Annotated in this window: 15 protein-coding genes and 1 riboswitch; of the genes, 3 read left to right on the forward strand and 12 right to left on the reverse strand. The window is 68.8% G+C overall.

Annotated features, from left to right (window positions below):
- Nucleotides 1-658 precede the first annotated feature (658 nt).
- The 8 genes from ACTOWK_RS16125 to ACTOWK_RS16160 all read right to left on the reverse strand — a co-directional run bounded on the left by ACTOWK_RS16125 (nt 659) and on the right by ACTOWK_RS16160 (nt 8,216).
- Nucleotides 659-1,705 (reverse strand): LacI family DNA-binding transcriptional regulator, encoded by a 1,047-nt coding sequence (locus ACTOWK_RS16125; RefSeq protein ID WP_441331134.1) that lies wholly within the window; start codon nt 1,703-1,705, stop codon nt 659-661.
- 68 nt (nt 1,706-1,773) lie between these two features.
- Nucleotides 1,774-2,133 (reverse strand): hotdog fold thioesterase, encoded by a 360-nt coding sequence (locus tag ACTOWK_RS16130; protein WP_441331209.1) that lies wholly within the window; start codon nt 2,131-2,133, stop codon nt 1,774-1,776.
- 349 nt (nt 2,134-2,482) lie between these two features.
- Nucleotides 2,483-2,674 carry a hypothetical protein gene (locus ACTOWK_RS16135; RefSeq protein WP_441331135.1) on the reverse strand — a complete coding sequence of 64 codons (192 nt, stop codon included), beginning with the start codon at nt 2,672-2,674 and terminating at the stop codon, nt 2,483-2,485.
- Nucleotides 2,675-3,227: 553 nt separating this feature from the next.
- Entirely contained in the window at nt 3,228-5,162 is a 1,935-nt protein-coding gene (locus ACTOWK_RS16140; RefSeq protein ID WP_441331136.1) for a phospholipase D family protein, read from the reverse strand.
- Nucleotides 5,159-5,866 carry a YceI family protein gene (locus tag ACTOWK_RS16145; protein ID WP_441331137.1) on the reverse strand — a complete coding sequence of 236 codons (708 nt, stop codon included), beginning with the start codon at nt 5,864-5,866 and terminating at the stop codon, nt 5,159-5,161. The genes ACTOWK_RS16140 and ACTOWK_RS16145 overlap by 4 nt, the downstream gene beginning before the upstream one ends.
- On the reverse strand, nt 5,857-6,333 hold the full coding sequence (locus ACTOWK_RS16150) for a SixA phosphatase family protein (RefSeq protein WP_031373099.1): 477 nt from the start codon (nt 6,331-6,333) through the stop codon (nt 5,857-5,859). Before ACTOWK_RS16150 ends, ACTOWK_RS16145 begins: the two co-directional genes overlap by 10 nt.
- A gap of 163 nt (nt 6,334-6,496) precedes the next feature.
- Nucleotides 6,497-7,126 (reverse strand): nucleotide-binding protein, encoded by a 630-nt coding sequence (locus ACTOWK_RS16155; RefSeq protein WP_441331138.1) that lies wholly within the window; start codon nt 7,124-7,126, stop codon nt 6,497-6,499.
- A 181-nt stretch (nt 7,127-7,307) separates the two neighbouring features.
- The gene (locus ACTOWK_RS16160) at nt 7,308-8,216 is read right to left on the reverse strand and encodes an AEC family transporter (protein WP_441331139.1); all 909 of its coding nucleotides are present in this window, start codon (nt 8,214-8,216) and stop codon (nt 7,308-7,310) included.
- Nucleotides 8,217-8,593: 377 nt separating this feature from the next.
- On the opposite strand from ACTOWK_RS16160, the gene ACTOWK_RS16165 reads away from it, so the two are divergent.
- The gene (locus ACTOWK_RS16165) at nt 8,594-10,084 is read left to right on the forward strand and encodes an AAA family ATPase (RefSeq protein ID WP_441331140.1); all 1,491 of its coding nucleotides are present in this window, start codon (nt 8,594-8,596) and stop codon (nt 10,082-10,084) included.
- A 108-nt stretch (nt 10,085-10,192) separates the two neighbouring features.
- Here the strand turns inward: ACTOWK_RS16165 and ACTOWK_RS16170 are convergent, their stop codons facing one another.
- The 3 genes from ACTOWK_RS16170 to ggt form a co-directional block, all read right to left on the reverse strand.
- Nucleotides 10,193-10,546: a gamma-glutamylcyclotransferase family protein gene (locus tag ACTOWK_RS16170; RefSeq protein WP_441331142.1), complete on the reverse strand. Its 354-nt coding sequence runs from the start codon at nt 10,544-10,546 to the stop codon at nt 10,193-10,195.
- A gap of 43 nt (nt 10,547-10,589) precedes the next feature.
- Nucleotides 10,590-11,570 (reverse strand): ATP-grasp domain-containing protein, encoded by a 981-nt coding sequence (locus tag ACTOWK_RS16175; protein ID WP_441331143.1) that lies wholly within the window; start codon nt 11,568-11,570, stop codon nt 10,590-10,592.
- Nucleotides 11,571-11,582: 12 nt separating this feature from the next.
- Nucleotides 11,583-11,663, reverse strand: a riboswitch (S-adenosyl-L-homocysteine riboswitch).
- 294 nt (nt 11,664-11,957) lie between these two features.
- Nucleotides 11,958-13,688, reverse strand: coding sequence for a gamma-glutamyltransferase (ggt, locus tag ACTOWK_RS16180; protein ID WP_441331144.1), 1,731 nt, complete (start codon nt 13,686-13,688; stop codon nt 11,958-11,960).
- 344 nt (nt 13,689-14,032) lie between these two features.
- Here ggt and ACTOWK_RS16185 point away from each other — a divergent pair, with 344 nt between their 5' ends.
- Both ACTOWK_RS16185 and ACTOWK_RS16190 read left to right on the forward strand, forming a co-directional pair.
- Nucleotides 14,033-15,538 carry a hypothetical protein gene (locus ACTOWK_RS16185; protein WP_441331145.1) on the forward strand — a complete coding sequence of 502 codons (1,506 nt, stop codon included), beginning with the start codon at nt 14,033-14,035 and terminating at the stop codon, nt 15,536-15,538.
- A 268-nt stretch (nt 15,539-15,806) separates the two neighbouring features.
- Nucleotides 15,807-16,469, forward strand: coding sequence for an ankyrin repeat domain-containing protein (locus ACTOWK_RS16190; RefSeq protein ID WP_441331146.1), 663 nt, complete (start codon nt 15,807-15,809; stop codon nt 16,467-16,469).
- Between the two features lie 374 nt (nt 16,470-16,843).
- On the opposite strand, the gene ACTOWK_RS16195 is transcribed toward ACTOWK_RS16190, so the two are convergent.
- The gene (locus ACTOWK_RS16195) at nt 16,844-19,684 is read right to left on the reverse strand and encodes an ATP-binding protein (protein ID WP_441331147.1); all 2,841 of its coding nucleotides are present in this window, start codon (nt 19,682-19,684) and stop codon (nt 16,844-16,846) included.
- Nucleotides 19,685-19,687 lie beyond the last annotated feature (3 nt).

A 19,687-nucleotide genomic window follows, 5' to 3' on the forward strand; every position in this document is an offset into this window, starting at 1 on the left:
GCCGCTATGGCCGTGCTGCTTCATGGCCATGATCACACCGCGCTCTTCGGCGCTGAAGTGGCTGTACCGGGTTCCCATGCGCTGACCTCAAAGGCGAGTGATGCGCTTGAGGTTAGACAGTGCAGTTGCTTATGACAAAAGAAAGTAACCCGCCGCTTTAGTGGCGGAAGCTTTTGGCGTTTGATCTAGATCCTGATCTTGCTTGAGCGAGACGCCGCAAGACCGACGCAGCGCGGTCGCGGCTTGCGCCGCTCCTACCCTCGCGACGATGCATTCCTTCGATCGATGGCAAAGGCGTTGCGGACTCTGCGTGTCCCGTGGCCCAAAAGAAAGCTAACCAAAGAAAAGGCCTTCCTTGACGAAGCTCCCCTGCGAGCACGCAGCTTGCGCCGGGATTTTCCGATAAGACGTCCCTGTCCTATCGGGGCATTCCATTTAGAAGCCCGGCGCACGTCCTGTGCGCCGCCCTCCGGGTCTCCGGTTGCATCGCAAGGTCGGCGTTGCGCCAAACTTTCACGGCAACGGCAACGGCAACGGCAACGGCAACGGCAACGGCAACGGCAACGGCAACGGCAACGGCAACGGCAAATCCCCCCTGGCCCCCTTTTGCAAAGGGGGGAACGGCAAAGGCGCGTCGTCGTGGTTGGGTTGCTGCGGCTTAGGGCGTCTGCAACGGACGCGGCGGTGCGGTCGAACCGCGTACCACCAGGATCGGGCTGAAGCCTTCGTTCGGCGGCACTTCCAGGGGTTGGTCCGCGTCGCGACGCAATTCGGCGATCAGGCGATAGGCTGCATGACGGGCGATCTCTTCGGTGGCCTGGCGCGCGGTGGTCAGGGTCGGCCAGGATTGCTTGGAGAACGGGCTGTCTTCGAAGCCGGCGATCGACAGGTCGTAGGGCACGTGCATGCCGCTCGACTTCGCCGCAGCCAGCACGCCGGCGGCGATCTCGTCGTTGCTGCCGAAGATCGCGGTCGGGCGGTCGGGCAGGGCGAACAAGCGCCGCGCGCCGCGGAAGCCGTCGTCGAAGGAGTAATCGCCCGGCAGCACCAGGTTTTCGTCTTCGGCGATGCCGTAGTCGTTGAGCGCCTGGGCATAACCCTTGTAGCGTTCCCAACTGGAACGGTGCGACTTGCCGCCCCACAGGAAACCGATGCGCTGGTGGCCGAGCTGGATCAGGTGCTCGGTGATGTCGTAGGCGGCGTCGCGGTCGTCGACCCAGACGCAGGGCGAGCCGTCCTTCGGGTCTTCGGCGGCCGAGACGATGCGCACCAGGCGGATGCCGTGGGCGACCAGTTCGCTGACCAGTTCCATGCGCTCGGACATCGGCGGCGCCAGGACCAGGCCGGCCAGACGCGCGCCCTGGACCAGGTCGATCAGGTCGGCGGCGAGCAGCGGTGAGGACGAATCGCAGGGATGAATCTGCAGGCCGTAGCCGGTTTCGCGGCAGGCGGCGAGGACGCCGTTCTGCACGCTGATGATGTAGTACGGGTTCGGGTTGTCGTAGACCACGCCGAGCGCATACGGCTGCGCGCTGCGCAGGCTGCGCGCGGACGGGTCGGGGCGGTAGTCGAGTTCGGCGATCGCCTCGTGGACCCGGGCGCGGGTACGGGCGCGAACGCCGGACTCGTCGTTGATCACCCGCGAGACGGTCTTCAGCGAGACCTGAGCGAGTTCGGCGACGTCTTTGATGGTGGGTCGGCGCACGGGGTTCTCGCGAGTCAGCGCAAAACCGGCGCTGCTGCGCCGGATGAGGGCCTAGCCTACTCGCCGGGTCAGGGCTTGGGTACCACGGCCAGGGTCAGGCGCGAGATGCAGGCCAGTTTGCCGGCCTCGTCCTCGATGCGGATTTCCCAGACCTGGGTGCTGGCGCCGACGTGCACGGGCCGGGCGGTGCCGGTGACGGTGCCGCTGCGTACCCCGCGGACGTGGTTGGCGTTGATCTCGATGCCGACGCACATCTTGCCTTCGGCGACCGACAGGTTGGCCGCGCTGCTGCCCAGGGTTTCGGCGAGCAGCACCGAGGCGCCGCCGTGGAGCAGGCCGTAGGGCTGGTGGGTGCGGGCGTCGACCGGCATGGTGCCGCGGACGTAGTCCGGGCCGATTTCGGTGAAGACGATGCCGAGCGGTTCCATCGCGGTGTTGCGCGAGAGCCGGTTGAGGTCGGCGACGGTGTCGTGGCCGCGGAACAGGGGACGCGCGGCGGAGGGAGCGGTGTCGGAGGCAGTCATCGCCTCACGATAGCGGCGATGCCGCGGTGGAGCCAGTCGCAACCGCGCGGGTCGCAGGCGATGCGCTTGGGCATCCGGTGCAGCGATAGATGGGTCGAGCGGTGCCGGGGCGGTGGACGGCTGGACCTGGCGGCCTCAAAAAGCCCGGAACGGCGCGCGTTGAACAGTGGGGACTGTGCGCGCCGGTCCGGGTCGGAAAGAGGAGTGGAAGGTCTTCACCGCGTTCGGCCGGCCCATGGACGAACGACTGCGATCAGGCGAAGCGGAAGCGCGGCTGGACCCAGTTGCTGGCGTAGCTGCGATTGCTGGCGTAGCCGCTGCTGTTGCCGTAGCCGACGCCGAAGTCGCGCTGGCGGTGCTGGTGGCGGACGGTCGGGGCGGCCTGGACGGTGGCCGGAGCGGTCGTGGCGGTCGGGGAAACGGTGCGGGCGTTGTGGGCGTTCATGGCGGTCTTCCTGTGTCGTGGGGGGCTGTAGTGACTCGGTGTGTTGGTAAAGTACAACACCTAAACAATCTTGCCTATGTGCTGGAAGTCATGCCCCGGTGTTTCGGGGTGCCCGGTGGGGGTTCCGGGCCCCGGCGGCTGGATGCAAGCGCCGGGATTGTGGATAGAGATGTGCCGAGGGGCGCGGAGGTTGCAATCGAGCACCTATGACTGAAGACCTAGATCAGGCGGCGGATGTGACCAACCGAAGGGGACTGAAATCGGATGGGAGATGTTTCCCTCCGAAGACGCGGGCCTCATCCCGGCTTTTCGCCCGCGCACACCCTCACCCCAACCCCTCTCCCGCAAGCGGGAGAGGGGCTTCGAGCGGATCGGTCTTGGGGAGTGCGCCCTACCTCAACCCTCTTTCCGAGGTTTAGAGCGAAGTGGGCGGAGAGACAGCCGCTCTTCCTGTTTCCGCCTGCGTCGATTGAAGGAAGCGCAAGGCTAAGAAGCATGCCCTGCATGAGCAGGGACGTATGAGAGTCAACGACGCGACGCCGCCGCGTCTCGATCAGAGAATCGGAGCCAGCCCCGCGCCGAAGGCGGTGAACATGCGCGTGGTCAGGCTCTTCACGCCAAGGTTGACCTCGGGGAAGTCGCCGACCGGCTTGTAGCAGGCGCGGAAGCCCGGGTCGGTGCGGTACAGCGGGCTCGGGCAGTTCGGGCCGGGCACGAATTCGTAGCTGGTCGCGTAACGCACCGGCCACAGGTCGAACAACGGCAGGTGTTCGGAGATCTTCGCGATCGAATACTCCAGCCCGGAGAACACCGGCGGTTTGTCGCGGCGCGCGATCACCCAGGAGTTGGCCGGGGCGATGTCGCGGCGGATGCTGTCGCCCAGCGCGCGGGCGAAGGCTTCGTCTTCGATCACCACCGCGCTCTCGGTGTTGTAGTGGTCGCCGCGCGGGTCGAAGTTGTGGGTGCCGATCACGCTGATGCGGTCGTCGATGACCATCGACTTGGCGTGCATGCCGATGCGTACGCCGGCGCGCTTGAGCGGCACCGGTTCGTTGCTGCGTCGGCGCGCATAGCGCGTGGCGACGTATTCGCGCTCGAGTGGCCGCCGGTACTGGTAGGGGTAGGCGACGCTGCTGCGATCCTGGCGCCGCCAGCGCGCCGGCGGCGGTGCCTGCTCGGGCAGTCCCGGCAGGCCGAGCGCGGGCAGGGTCGCGCCGGTCGCGGTGATGTCGATCGGGGCATCGGCCGGGAACGGTTTGTATTCGTAGATGTTGAAGCCGAACTCGCGCAGGTAGCGGCGCTTGTACTTGTACGACAGGGCGTAGGCGATGAAGGCGTCGGTCGCGGCGAGGCTGTTGGTGGAGACGATCACGCGCGGCGCGTCGGGGCGTTCGTGCAGATCGCTGAACAATTTCTGCGCGGCCTTCGACAACACCAGGTACGGCGTCTGCAACATCACTTCCTTGCGCGAATTGGCGATCAGGTTGCGCAGCGAGTCGGAGGCCAGCGCGCTGGCGTCGCTGTTCTCGCGATGCTTGTCGGGCGTGTCGGAGATATAGCGCACCGGGCCGACTTCGAGCGCATGGGCGGCAAGGCGCTCGCGCACGGTCCCGGCGTTGGCGGCGTCGTCGAGCATGGCCTGGGCGCGCTTGGGGCGCTCGAATTCGGTCTTCGGCAGGGCCGGCACGCCATAGGCGAGCAGGCGCCGGCCGACGTCGCTGAGACGTTCGACCGGCACGCTGCGGCGGTCGCTCCAGAACAGTTCGAAATCGGTGCCCATGACGTCGGCGACCGGGCCGGCGACCAGCACGTCGCGGTCGCGGAAGTTGTACTCGTCGTCCCAGTCGTAATAGTCGTCCTGGTAGTTGCGGCCGCCGGCGATGCCGACCCGGCCGTCGGCGAGCAGCAGCTTGGTGTGCATGCGCTGGTTGAGCCGGCGCCAGCAGCAAGCCGCGGCCAGCACATACTGCGGATAGGTGATGCGGGCGCGGTGCAGCACCGGGTTGTAAAGCCGCACTTCCAGGTTGACGTGGGCGCCGGACAGCGCGGCCAGGGTGTCGATATGGCGCAGCGCCGCAAGCTGGTCCATCAGCAGGCGCACGCGCACGCCGCGGCGGGCGGCGGCGAGCAGTTCGTCGAGCACGAGCTTGCCGGCGTCGTCCTCGTCGTAGATGTAGGTCTGCAGGTCGAGGGTGTGGGTGGCGCCGCGGATCAGGTCGATGCGCGCGAGCAGGGCGTCGGGGCCGCGGTCGAGGATCACCGCGTAGTGGCGCGGCTGCTCCGGGGTCGACGCGGCCAGGGCCTTGCTGCCCAGTTCGCGCAGCGGCGAGGGTTGCGCGCAGGCGTCGGCGGCGTCGCAGTCGATCTGGGTCGAGCGCGCCTGCGCCGCGATCTGGCTGGCGCGGTCGCGCTGCGCCGGGCTCAGCGTCGCGCAGGCCGACAACGACAGGACGAGCAGGGCGGTGAGCCCGCGTGATACCGCATTCAACGGAAAGACTCCTTTCGTTCCGGAACCCCGCCAGGGGCGGTCGGCCGGCCCTCGCCCGGGCGCACCTCGCCCGGCTTGGATTCGAGATGCTTGAACATGCCCGGCTTGAGCCGGACCTGCATGGTGAAACGCACCCGGTCGCCGAGTGCGAACTGCCAACCGTCCAGACCGTAGTCGTAACGGCTGACGCTGCCGTGGGCGATGGCGTCGCAGTCCTCGCCGGGACGGGCGCAGGCCGGCGCGCTGAGTACGAAGGTTTCCATGCGGCTGACCCCGTGCAGGGTCAGCTTGCCGCGCAAGGCGCCGCCGATGCGGACCAGGTCGGGCGCGTGCGGTTCGGACAGGAATTCGATGTAGGGATACAGCGGGGCATTGAAGAAGCGCTCGCCGCGGGCCAGGCGGGTGTAGCGCTCGGAGTCGCCGAGCTGCACCGCGCCGGTGGCCAGGCGGATGCGCACCTGGTGACGGCCGTCGGCCAGGGTGGTGACCTCGCCGTCGTAACGCGGGAACACCCCGGCGACCTTCTGGCCCCAGCGCGTGCGCAACTCGAAGCTGAAACGGGTGTGATCGGGGTCGAACACCTGGAACGTCGACTGCGCCCAGGCCGGGCAGGCGAACACCGCCGCCAGGGCGGCTGCGGCGACGACCCGACTGCGGAGGCGCCGCCAGCGCGACGGCGCCGGCCGCGCCGGGTTCACGGCCACCAAAAAGCGCTGAGCTGGGCCACTCCCGGTTCCAGTCCGGTGCCGACCGGAACGCTCAGTACCGCGATCCCGCCCGGCGGCATGCCGCGGTAATCGCCCGATTGGCCGCTGTGCAGCAGCGCGGCGAGACGTTCCAGGCCCGGGTTGTGGCCGACCAGCATCAGGCGTTCGGCTTCGATGTGGGTGTCGGCCAGGCCGATCAGCGTGCCGGGCGTCGCGTCGTAAACCGACGGCTCGATGCGCTGTTCGACATAGCCGATCGCGCCGAGCACGGCTTCCAGGGTCTCGCGCGTTCGTCGCGAGGGCGAGCACAGCACGCAGTCCGGGACCAGTTTGTTCTCGGCGAGCCAGCGGCCGGCGGCTTCGGCTTCGGCCAGGCCTTCGGCGGACAGGGGACGGTCGAGGTCGGCCTGGCCTTGGGCGGCCGGCTCGGCGTGGGCGTGGCGGAGCAGGATCAATTCGCGCATGGAGTGGGCAGTTCTGGCGGCGGAGGAAAACGGGGTCGGAAACGACAAGCGCGCGAAGGCTGGACGAATCGTTGCGACGTGCGAAGAGCGACGGTAGGAGGATGCCTGTCGGATCGGAATAAGGGTAGCGTCGGCGCCGAACGCGGCCGAGGCGGCGTCCCCGTTACTTCCGGATCCACTTCAGCAGCGGCTGCCAGTCGGCCTGGTGTTCGCGGATCTGTGCGGAGTGGTAGTCGAACAGGCTCTTGCCGAGCGCGGTCATCACCACATAGGCCTGGCTGTCGCGGATCTGCCCGACCACCGGGTAGGGCCATTCGCGCAGCAGCTCGATGGCCTGCTGCGAGGCGTTGGTCCAGGGCTTGAGTTTGTTGCCGACCAGGCCGACGCGGAGCTGGCCGCGGCGCACCCGCGGGTGCTGGGCCAGGGTGTCGAGGAAGGGCACGGTCGCTTCGATGTCGAGGGTCGAGGGCTGGATCGGCACCACCACCGCGTCGGCGATCTCCAGGAAACTTTCCAGATCGTCGGCCATCGCCCCGGCCGGCGCATCGATCACGGTGCGCTGGGCGTCGTCGGGCAGGCTTTTGCGCCAGGCCTTGCGGCGGGTGCCGTCGAGCGGCAGCACCGCGCTCTCCAGGACCGAGCGGCGTTGCGCCCAGCGGGTCGAGGAACCCTGGGGATCGGCGTCGATCAAGGCCGTACGCAGGCCATCGAGGGCCGCCTGGGCGGCAAGGTGGGTGGCGATCGTGGTCTTGCCGACGCCGCCCTTCGAACTGGCCACCAGCACGGTCTTCATGCGAGCTCCCTCCGGATGGAATCCGCAGCGTACACCGGGGGTGTGGCCGGGGCCATCACGAGGTGGGGCGATCACGTTGTGGAACGATCCGCGGCCGGGTGTCGGCTCGCGGCGGGCGGTCACGACTGCCCTGTGATCAGCCCGGCTTTGATCGGCCCGCTCGTGATCGGCCCGCTTGCGACTAGCTCGGGGCGACCCGCGCCCACAGCGGCAGGGTCAGCAGCGACAGCAGCAGGCCGTACCCGACCATGGCCGCGGCCAGGCGCGGGGCGAGTCGGTGGGCGATCGCCAGGGCGCTGGCGGTGACCATCGACGGCATCGCCGATTCGAGCACGGTGGTGCGGGCCATCTCGCCGTGCAGGCCCAGCAACGGCACCAGCGCCCAGGCCAGGGCCGGCATCAGCGCCAGCTTCAGGGCCAGGCCCGACAGCAGCGGCTTGAGCTCATCGCGCGGCAGGGCCAACCGCACCGACAGGCCGATGGTCAGCATCGCCAGCGGCAGCAAGGCGTCGGACAGGCGTTGCAGGCCGCCGGCGATCCAGCCCGGCGGCTCGGCCGGCATCACCGTGAACCCGATCAGCAGTGCCCACAATGGCGGGAAGCGCAGGACCCGGCGCAGCATGTCGGCGGCGCCCGGCGGGCGGTCGCCGCCGTAGCGCGCCAGCACCCACAGGCCGAAGGTCGACAGGATCAGGAAGGCGCCGAACTGGTCGTAGATCACCGCGTACGGCAGGGCGTGCTCGCCGATCAGGGCGCGGGTCAGCGGGTAGCCGAGAAAGCTGGTGTTGCCGTGGGCGACGGTGAGCAGCAGCACCGCATGTTCGTCGCGGCGGAACTTCAGCCAGCGCGACAGCGCGCCGACGCACAGCACGGTCGCGGCCAACAGCAGCCACGGCACCGCGGCGATGCCGATCAGGGCCGGTTCCAGATGCAGGCGCGGTGCATAGCGCAACACCGCCGCCGGCAGGCAGACATACAGCACGACCAGGTTGAGCGTCTGCGCGGCGTTGTCGGGCAACACGCGCGAGCGCTGGAACAGATAGCCCAGCCCCAGCATGGCCAGGACCAGGGCGAAGGCGTCGAAAGCCATGGGCGGGAATCGCGAACGTCGGCGGTAGGGCATGGTCGCGGTTGCGCGGCGCGGGCTCAAGGCGGCTTTAGGCGTAGCTGCACTTTAGCGGGCGGGTTGGAAGCAAGAGCAAGAGCAAGAGCAAGAGCAAGAGCAAGAGCAAATCCCCCCTGGCCTCCCTTTTTCAAAGGGGGGGACGCATCGGGTGGGTTCGTAAAGGGGCCGCATTCGATGGGGAATCGTCGTCGATGCGGCGGCCCAGGCCGTTGCCCCCTTTGGCAAAGGGGGCGAACGACCGCGCAGCGGGCGTGGGGGATTTGCCGTTGCTCCTGCTCTCACTTTCCGAAGCCTACCGATCCGCGCGCCGTATCATGTCGCGTCCACGGAAGAACGGCCTCATGAGCGAACTGCAAGACCTGACGGCGCTGATCCGCGCCAACACTGCATTGATCGTGATCGAGACCCGCGACGAGTCGCGGGTGATCGAGCTGTTCCGCCAGGTGTTGATGAACGTCTGGCGGGCGCTGTACCGCTGGTCGATCACCGAAGGCCTGCGCCGGGTCGATTTCGACCGCGACGACGAGGAAACCGAGGTCGCGCCGGACATCTCCAACACCTTGCAGTCGATCCGCGACGCCGACCAGCGCGGCATCTATCTGATGTTCGATGCGCACCCCTACCTGGGCTACGCCAGCACCCAACGCCAACTGCGCGAGATCGTCCAGCGCCGCGGTTGCCAGCCGCACGTGCTGGTGCTGATCGGGCACAAGGTCGAGTTGCCGCCGGACCTGGAGTCGCTGGCGGTGCGCCACCGGCCGAGCCTGCCGGACGCCAACGCTTTGCTCAAGCTGGTGCGCGAGGAAGCCGAGAACTACATGCGCGAGCACGGCGGGCGCCGGGTCGAGAGCGACGCCGAGGTGGTCAAGCAGATCGTGCGCAATCTGCAGGGCCTGGACCCGGTCGATGCGCGCCGCATCGCGCGCCATCTGATCTTCCGCGACGGCGCGATCGGCCCGGACGACCTGCCGGAACTGGCCAAGCTGAAGTTCGAGCTGCTCAACCGCTCCGGCCACCTGCATTACGAATACGACAGTGCGCGCATGAGCGAGGTCGCCGGCGCGCGCCGGATCAAGCGCTGGATCGAACAGCGCCGCGGCGTGTTCGTCAGCGGCGATGCGCCGCCCGGGCTGGACCCGCCCAAAGGCATTTTGCTGCTCGGCGTGCAGGGCTGCGGCAAGTCGATGATCGCCAAGGCGGTCGCGGCCGGTTTCGGGGTGCCGCTGGTGCGCCTGGACTTCGGCACCCTGTACGACAAGTTCCACGGCGAGACCGAGAAGAATCTGCGCGCGGCCTTGAGTTCGGCGGAACAGTTGTCGCCGGCGGTGCTGTGGATCGACGAGATCGAGAAAGGCCTGGCCGGCGACGGCGGCGACAGCGACGGCGGGGTGTCGCGGCGCGTGCTCGGTTATCTGCTGACCTGGATGGCCGAGCGCAAGTCGCGGCTGTTCCTGGTCGCGACCGCCAACCAGATCGATGCGCTGCCGCCGGAATTGCTGCGCAAGGGCCGTTTCGACGAGATCTTTTTCGTCGACCTGCCGGTCGCCGAAGTGCGCGAGGAATTGTTCGCCGGCCATCTGCGCAAGCGCGCGTTGAAGCCGGAAGGGTTCGACCTGGCCGGGCTCGCGCTGGCCAGCGACGGCTTCTCCGGCGCCGAGATCGAGCAGGCCATCGTCGCGGCGATGTACGCCGCGCATGCGGCGAACACGCCGCTGGCGGAGTTCCAGTTGCGCGCCGAGCTCAAGCAGACCCGGCCCTTGTCGGTGGTGATGAGCGAGCAGGTCGCGGCTCTGCGCGAATGGGCGCGCGGGCGCACGGTCGCGGCGGACTGAGGGTTCTTGCAACGCCGGGGATCGCGCGGCGATCCCCGGCGTGCGTTTTTGCGGGAGGGTTTTGCGGCGAGCGCTTGATCGGTCTGCCGTCAAGCGCCGACCGCCGCATCAGCCGCGCCGCTTCACGTACACCCACGCGCGCCGGCCCGACGCCAACTCGGCCGGCACGCGTTCGTAATCGTCGACTTCGTAGGCGTCGGCGTGAGCCAGTTCTGCGGCGGTGATCGCGAACACCATGCCGTCGACGCGGTCGTGCGGGTCGCCGCTGGCTTCGACGATGGGGTGATAGGCCTCGCCGCTGGTGGCGAGGACCTGCGCGTCTTCGATCTTGACCAGGCTGCGGCGATAGCCGACCAGCGCATCGGCCTCACCGGCGAGCAGGCGGCCGAAGGTGGCCTGCTGCACGCCGGCCTGCTGCAGGGTGCCGTAGGAAAACAAGGATTCGCTGAGTTCGGTAGGCATGCGGGCTCGGTTGCGCCGCCTCGCGGCGGCGCGGTGTAAAGGCTTATCCAGCGTCGAGCGTCGCCGATTCGCGCACGCTCGGCCAGCGCCGCGCCAGTTGTGCGGCGAACAAGGCCGCCGCCGGCGGATACGCGGCGAAGTGCAGGAAGGGTTCGATGAATTCCAGCTCCATCAGACGGAAGCCGTCGGCGGTCATCACCCCGTCCACGCGCACATAGGCCTGGTCGCGATAGCCGAGCTCGGCGACCGCGTCGAGCGCGTGCCGGGCTGCGGCGAGAATCGCCGGATCGGGCTCGGTCAAGCTCGCGCTGCCGCCGAAATCGGTCTGCACGCGGTAGTCGCCGGCATGGGGTTTCTTGAGCACGGCGTGGCTGTAGTGGCCGTCGAAGAACATCAGCGACCACTCGCCCTCGGCGACGATCTCGGCCATGAACGGCTGCACCAGGTAATCGAGTTCGCGCGGCAAGGCCGCCAGCGATTCGGCGAAGGCGGCCTGGCCGACCCGGCCGCGCACGGTATGCCAGGCGCCGCCGCTGACCGTGGGCTTGATCACCACGTCCTGGCCGGCCATCGCCGCGACCGTCTCGGCGAGCGCATCGCCGCGCGCCGAGACGGTCGGGATGATGGCGACGCCTTGAGCGGCGAGTTCGAGCAGGTAGCGCTTGTTGCTGTTCCAGCGCAGCAAGGGCAGTTCGTTGGCGATCGGCAGGCCGAGCGCCTCGATGCGGTCGTACCAGGCGAGGAAGTCGTCGTAATGGCGGAAATAGTCCCAGGTGGTGCGGACCAGGACCGCGTCGAAGCGCGTCCAGTCCACGGCCGGGTCGTTCCAGACGCAAGCGACCGGCTCGATGCCGTGGCCGTGCAGGGCGTCGACGAGACCGGCATCGTCGGGGTGGAATTCGGCATAGACCGTCGAGGTGACCAGGGCGAGCTGGAAGGGCTTCGAGGACAGGGCATGGGCGCCGATCGCGGCACCGAGGTGGAGCTTCGCGTCGTCGGACGCGGTATGAGAAACAACGGGCATGACGCCTCCTGGATCGGGAGGGCGCCCTTGTCTCGGCATCGCGGATCGAGCGTGGCGGAACGCGTCGGTTCCGTCGCAGCACCCCTCGGTCCGGACTGCGGATCGGCCATGAGGGCGATCCGCAACTGGTGCGCGGCGTCGTGACGACGCCGCGCGAATAGTGTTCGACAGCGGTGTCACTGCTGTCAATCGCGGCGGTCGCTTTATGAGTAGGAGCGGCGCGAGCCGCGACCGCGCTGGTTCGTGACGCTGCGAGGTCGCGACTTGCGTCGCTCCTACCCCGAAGCCGCTGGGGGTTGTGGGAACGGCGTGATCCGCGGTTGCGTCGGTTCATGACGCTGCGCGGTCGCGACTCGCGTCGCTCCTACCCTTGAAGCAGAAACTTTCTCAATACCCCGCGGCCTGGCCGTCCTTGCGCGACTCGCTGGCGCCGACGTAGCCGCCGTTCGGGTTGACCATGATCGCCTGGTAACCGCCGTAGGGGCCGTGGGCGAAGCGCACGCTGTGGCCGCGGCGCATCAGCTCGCGCACGGTCTCGTAGGCGAAGCCGCTCTCCAGGTCGAGTTCGCCGCCGTCGCTCATGACCGTGGCTTGGCCGGCCGGTTCGGTCGAGCCGTCGTGCTGCAGGCGCGGGGCGTCGCCGGCTTCCTGCAGGTTCATGCCGAAGTCGATCAGGTTGATGACGATCTGGGCATGGCCCTGCGGCTGCATCGCCCCGCCCATCACGCCGAACGACAGCCAGGGCTTGCCGTCCTTGGTCACGAACGCGGGAATGATGGTGTGGAAGGGGCGCTTGCCCGGCGCGAACGAATTGGGGTGGCCTTCCTTGAGCACGAACTGCTCGCCGCGGTCCTGGAAGATGAAGCCCAGGCCCGGCGGGGCCATGCCGCTGCCCATGCCGCGGTAGTTGGACTGGATCAGCGACACCATCATGCCGTCGGCATCGGCCACGGTCATGTAGATGGTGTCGCCTTCGTCGAGTTCCTTCGGCGTGGCGGGCTGCACTTCGCGCAAGGCCTTGTCCATCGAAATCAGCTTGCGCCGCTGCGCCGCGTACTCCTTGGAGATCAATTTCGCGACCGGCGATTTCGAGAACGCCGGGTCGGCGTACCAGCGCGCGCGGTCGGCGAAGGCCAGTTTCTTGGCCTCGGTGAACAGGTGCAGGTGCTCGACGCTGCCGAAGCCGTAGGACTTCAGGTCGTAGGGTTCGAGCAGGTTGAGGATCTGCAGCGCGGCGATGCCCTGGCCGTTCGGCGGCAGTTCCCAGACGTCGTAGCCGCGGTAGTTGGTGCTGACCGGCTCGACCCATTCGCCATGGTGGGCGGCGAGGTCGTCGTAGCTCAGGAAACCGTCGTTGGCCTTGAAGTAGGCGTCGATGGTGTGGGCGATCTCGCCCTTGTAGAACGCATCGCGCCCGCCCTTCGCGATCTTCTCCAGGGTGTTGGCGAGGTTCGGGTTCTTCCACATCTCGCCGGTGCGCGGGGCGCGGCCGTCGATGGTGAACTGCTCCTTGAAGCCCGGCCACTTCGACAAACGCGGCACCGAGGCGTTCCAGTAATAGGCGATGACCTCATGCACCGGATGGCCGTCGCGCGCATAGCGGATCGCCGGCGCCAGGTTCTCGGCCATCGGCTTGCGGCCGAAGCGTTCGTGCAGGGCGAACCAGCCGTCGACGGTGCCGGGCACGGTCACCGGCAGCGGGCCGTGCGGCGGAATGTCCTTGAGCCCGCGTTTCTGGAACTCGGCCAGGCTCAGCGACTTGGGCGAACGGCCCGAGCCGTTGTAGCCGTAGAGTTTTTTGCTCTTCGGGTCCCACACGATCGCGAACAGATCGCCGCCGATGCCGTTGCCGGTCGGCTCCATCAGGCCGAGCGCGGCGTTGGCGGCGATGGCCGCATCGACCGCGCTGCCGCCGGCCTTCATCACGTCGAGCGCGATCTGGGTGGTCAGCGGATGCGAGGTCGCGGCGATCGCGTGCGGGGCATAGACCTCGCTGCGGGTGGCGAAGGCCTTGCCGCTGATGCGGTCGGCGGCCGGTGCGGACAGCGGCAGGGCGAGCGCGCAGGCCAGGGCGAGCAGCGCCAGGCCGCGGCGGGGCGCGGTGATCGGTCGGGACATGCGGTGCCTCTCCAGGTGAAGCCCGACCATAACGCAGCCCGGCGACCGCGCGCCTGGGCCGAAGGTTGACCCGCCAGGCGCCGAACCGGATCGGGCGGCTTGGCTACCTCGCTTTCCGCCCCTGCCGCTTTCCGCTCCTGCTGCTGCTTTCCGCTCCTGCTTCTGCTTCGCTCTCCGAGTCCCGAGTCCCGAGTCCCGAGTCCCGAGTCCCGAGTCCCCAGTCCCAAGTCCCAAGTCCCAAGTCCCGAAGTACCCTAGGGTTAACCCTAGCTCGGGCACGTACCAGCTGTTTCTGCACAATCCGCGTCCATACGCTGCGTTCAAGTACCCAGGGGGTGGCCGCGATGAGCTTTCCAGAGTTCGACAGTGCGTTCCGTTTCGCCCAGTTGCCGAATCTGATCGATCACCTGCTGCACCCACAGCCGTCGTCGCAGCCGCTGCCGCAGGAGACCGCGCCGCCGGTCACCCTGGCGAGCGCTCCGGTCGAGCTGCCGTACTCGCCGTATGCGCCGGTCGACACCACCGCGCAGGAGCCTTTCAGTGAACAGCTCTACGGCCAGCAGCCGCAGAAGGCCATCGACACTTCGCTGGCCGAGCTGTCCAGCGACGTCTACAAGACCGACGGCACCGGCACCACCGGCTGGACCCGGCTCACCCCCGAGCAGCTGATCGACCTCAAGGGGCCCGACGGCAAGCCGGCCGGCATCGACCCGGCCTCGCTGGAGACCGAAGGCACCAGCTTCCGCGCCGCGGTCTACACCAACAACAACGGCCAGTACGTGGTGGCCTTCGCCGGCACCAACGGCTTCAGCCCGTTCGGCGACGGCGACATCGCCAACGACGTCGGCCAGGGCCTGGGCTTCGAGACCAGCCAGTACAAGCAGGCGGTCGCGCTGGCCAAGGAAGCCGAGGCCGCGTTCGGCGACAACGTCGTGTTCACCGGTCACTCGCTCGGCGGCGGCCTGGCCTCGACCGCGGCGCTGGCCACCGGCAACACCGCGGTGACCTTCAATGCCGCCGGCCTCAGCAACGACACCTTGCGCGACCTGGGCTTCAGCCCGCACGACGCGCGTTCGCAGGCCGAGGACGGGCAGATCCGCCGCTACAACGTCGACGGCGACCCGCTGACCGGCGTGCAGCAGAGCGTCGAAGTGCTCAACGGCACGCCCGATGCGGTCGGTTACGAGCTCAACCTCGAGCATCCCGAGGGCTGGCCGAACGTGCTCAGCGCGCACGGCGCCGCGACCGTGATCGAGGCGATGAAGACCCAGACCCCGACCCCGACCGAGAGCATCGAAGGCGACGAACTCGGCGTCCTCGACCGCATGGCCGAGACCGGTTCGGAAACCGCGATCGACCTGCTCGGCGACGGCGCCCAGGAACTGATCGACCTCGGCGTCGACGCCTTCAACGTCGGCTACGACTTCGGCGGCGACCTCGACGGCGTGATCAACAACGAATACGCCGACGGCCGCTACATCGACGGCACCTTCAAGCTCACCGGCGACCTCGCCGAGGGCACGCTGAACCTGGCCGGCGACGTCGGCCGCGGCGGCTTCAACCTGGTCGGCGACGTTGCCGAAGGCAGCGGCGAACTGGCCGGCGGCCTGATCCGCGACCTCGGCGAATACGTCGGCCTCAAGGATGCCGGCGACACCCTCGGCGGCTGGATCGAGGACGGCGGGCAGATCCTCGGCGACGTGTCCGAAGGTGCCGGCGAACTGACCGAGATCGTGTTCGATGGCCTGGGCACCGCGACCGAGGCCACCCTCGACTTCGCCGGCGATGTCGCCGAAGGCACGGTCAAGGTCCTCGACGACGTCGGCAGCTTCCTCAATCCCTTCGACTGAGACTCGGATGCGAGCGCGGTGACGGCATGAGCGCGCGGCAGCGGGCTCGGTCGCCGCGTCCGCGCGCGAACCGCATCGGCATCGCTTACCCGTCGGCGCGGCTGCGCTACGATCCATGCATCCGGCTACGGTCGTCTTCCAGAGCAGGCGCCTCGTCATGAATCTTCCGCATCCGAACCCGCGTGGCGCAGCCTCGCGCGTGATGGCCGCCGCCATCCTGCTTATGCTGTCGGTCTGCACGGCGTGTGCAGGCCCGGGAAACCGATCGATGCAAGCCAGCGAAGTCTTCCCCGACCTGCGTAGCGCCGAACTGGCCGAGGCCGCCGCCGACGGCAATGCCGCCCGCGTGCGCGAGCTCGCCGCGGCCGGCGCCAACCCGAACGCGCGCGGCGCCAAGGGCACCACGCCGCTGCAGTGGGCGCTGTATCACCGCAGCAGCGGCGGCATGGAGGCCCTGCTGGGGGTCGGCGCCGACCCGACGGTCGGCAGCGACGATGGCATGACCGTGGTGCATCTGGCGGCGATGGCCAACGACCCGCGTTACCTGCGGGTGCTGCTGGATCGCGGCGCGAACCCCGACACCCCGAACACCGTCACCCAGGCCACCCCGCTCGCGGCGGCCCTGATGGGCGAACGCGCCGACAACTTCAAGGCCTTGCTCGCCGCCGGCGCCAAGCCCGACCTGGCCGACCGCATGGGCAACACCCCGCTGCACCAGGCCGCCAAGGTCAACGAATTCGGCCATGCCCTGGAACTGCTGCAGGCCGGCGCGAGCCCGAACGCCCGCAACGTGCAAGGCGCGAGCTTCCAGCGCTTCATGTTCATGACCCCGGAGAGCGTCCTCACCGGCCAGGCCCGTCGCGAACGCGAAGCGGTGATCAAATGGTTGCGCGAGCACCAGATCCCGATCGAGGATGCGCAGGCGAAGTAACCGCGCGCTGGGGCGACGGAAGCAGCAACCGCAACTGCAACAGCAACAGCAACAGCAACAGCAACAGCAAATCCCCCGCGCTGCGGAGGCGATGGCTTCCGGTTCCGCGCCGGGCGCCGCCCCCTTTTTCAAAGGGGGCGAATCGGCGGGCTCGTTCGGAAGGACTTGAGGCGATCGTTGTTGCGGTTGCGGCTGCCACCGCCACTGCGGCTGCCACCGCCATTGCGGCCGCCACTGCCACTGCCACTGCCCACTGCCGCTGCCGCTGCCTGCGTCATGGCCGCCGCAGCGGCAGTTCCCCCCTTTGGAAAAGGGGGGCTAGGGGGGATTTGCTCTTCGCGTCCTCGCGTCGGGACTCATTGTCACCACCGCCCTCACCGCAGCCGCCGCAAGCGCTCCAATGCGGTTTCCAGGTCGCTCAGCACCGCCAGCAACGAGGCCCAGTCTTCCGCCTGCGCGGTCTGCTCGACCGCGTGCGCGGCTTCGCCCAGTTCGCTGGCGCCGATCAAGGCGGCGGCGCCCTTGATGCGGTGGGCCTGGCGGCGCACGCCGTCCAGGTCGCCCTGGGTGCGTGCAGCCTGCAACTCGGCCAGGTCCTGGCGGGTGACGGCGAGGAAATCGTCGAGCACTTCGGCGGCATCGCCGCCGCTGTCGCTGAGCAGGTGCCGCAGTACCTCGCCATCGAGCACGCGTGCGCGGTCGTCGCCGGCCAGCGCGGGCGATGTGCCCGGCGGCGGCACGGTATGCGGCAGCCAACGCTGCAAGGTGGCGGCCAGGCGCGCGACCGCGACCGGCTTGACCAGGTAGTCGTCCATGCCCGCGGCATGACAGGCCTCGGCTTCGCCCTTCAACGCCGAAGCGGTCAGGGCGACGATCGGGGTGCGCGACAGGCCGTCGCTCGCTTCTTCTTCGCGCACCGCGCGGGCCAGGCCGTAGCCGTCGAGACCCGGCATGTGCACGTCGGACAACAACAGGGCATAGCGCCCGCTGCGCCAGCGCTGCAGGCCTTCCTGGCCGCTGCTGGCGGCTTCGCTGGCATAACCGGCCAGGGCGAGCTGGCGTGCGATCACCAGCCGGTTGGTCGGGTGATCGTCGATCAGCAGGATCAGGCTGCGTTCGCGCTCGGCGGTGGCGAGGTCGGGCAAGGGCCGCGGTACCAGCGCGGCCGTGTCGGCGTCGCTCGCGATCGACGCCTGCAGTTCCGAGGCCGGCGCGTGCGCCAGGGCGACGCGCAAACGCATGGTCGTGCCGACGCCGGGCGCGCTTTCCATCGTCACCTCGCCGCCCATCAACGCCGCCAGGCGCCGGCAGATCGCCAGGCCCAGGCCGGTGCCGCCGTAACGGCGGGTGGTGTCGCTGTCGGCCTGGCTGAAAGGCTCGAACAAACGCCGTTGCTGCTCGGCGCTGACGCCGATGCCGGTGTCGCTGACGCACAGGCACAGCGCATCGCGCGGCCCGTCGTCGTCGGCAGTGGCCGGACCGAGATATTCGAGCGCGACCTGGATGGTGCCGCGCTCGGTGAACTTGACCGCGTTGGAGAGGAAGTTGCCGAGGATCTGGCGCAGGCGCAGGGCGTCGGCGCGATGCGCCGGGGCGATGCCGGGATCGATGCGGCAGCTCACGGTCACGCCGCGGCTGGCGGCGGCGCCGACGAAACCGGCCATCGTGCTGCGCACCAGCGCGGCCAGGTCGACTGCCTCGGTGACGAGCTCCAGGCGCCCGGCTTCGATCTTGGAGAAGTCGAGGATGCCGCCGATGATCTGCAGCAGCGATTGCGCCGATTGTTCGATCACGTCGAGCGCGCGGCGTTGCTCGGCGTCCAGACGCGAATGCGCCAGCACCTCGATCATGCCGGTGACCCCGATCATCGGGGTGCGGATCTCGTGGCTCATCGCCGCCAGGAACGAGGACTTGGCGCGGTTGGCGTCCTGGGCGCGCGCTTCGCTGGCGCGCAGCTCGCGTTCGAGCCGCTTGAGCGGGCTCAGGTCGGCGGCGATCAGCAGCAGGCCCGGCGCGTCTTCGTCTTCGTGGGTGGCCGACACCGCGACCAGCGCCGGCACCCAGGTGCCGTTGCGATGGCGCAGGCGGGTCTCGCGCGGCGCGGCCTGGGCCAGGGCGAGTTCGCGCAGGGCGGTCCAGTCGGCGCGCACGGTCTGCCCGGTCTGCGCGCTGAGCTCGCTCGCCAGCGCCTGCAGGGCGCGCGGCTCGAACACCGTGTGCAAGCGCTCGTGGCCGATCACGTCCCGCGCGCAGACCCCGAGCAGGCGTTCGGCGAAGGGATTGACCAGGGTCAGGCAGCCGTCGCCGTCGACGGCGAGGATGGCGATCTGCGCCGAATCCAACAGCGAACGCTGGAAGCGCTCGCGTTGTTCGAGTTCGGCGCGGGTGCGTTCGTTGCGGATCAGCTGACCGGTCAGTTCGGTCTCGAAGCCGAGCACGTCGCGGCGCATGTCGATGAACGCCTGCATCACCGCACCGAGTTCGCCGGTCGGCAACTCGCCGGGTTCGGCGGTGTAGTCGTGCTCGCGCATGCGCCGCGCCAGCCAGGTCAGGCGGTCGATGCCGCGCGAGGCGTTGCGCAGGATGCGCCGGCCGATCAGCGCCGCGGTCAGCAGCGCGAACAGCGACAAGGCGATGCGGATCAGGCTGACCCGTTCGCTGCGGACGATGTCGGCGCGCACCACGCTGTCGGCCTGGACCAGCTTGAGGTCGGACAGCGACTGCAGGCGTTGGGTCAGCGGGTCGATCGCCGGGTACAGGCGTTTGTCGGCGAACTGGCCCAAGGCGCGGATGTCGCGGTGGCGCAGGATCGCGCGCAGCTCGGCCGCGGCCGCGTCGGCGGTGCGGCGGGCCTGGGCGGCGGCGTACAACTGCGCGCGTTCCTCGGCCGAATGCGGCAGGGCCTGCAGGCGCGGCCAGGCCTGGTCGACGCGGCGTTGCGCGTTGTCGACGCGCTGCAGGCCTTCGTCCCAGTCGACCAGGTAGTTGCGCACCCGGAAGGTGGTGTCGACCACATCCAGGCCGTAGCCATCGGACACGGTCTTGATCAGGCGCAGGCCGAGCAGGGCGTCGTCCTGCAACGTCTGCAGGGTGCGGCGCGCGCGGTACTGCTCGATCTCGTCGATCACCAGCACGCTGGCGCCGGTCAGCAGGAACAGGCCGAACAACCCCCACAGTTGGCGACGGATGCTGAAGCGGTCGAGCCAGGCGAACACCGT

It is taken from the genome of Lysobacter sp. CA196, assembly GCF_052078695.1.
GTDB lineage: Bacteria > Pseudomonadota > Gammaproteobacteria > Xanthomonadales > Xanthomonadaceae > Lysobacter.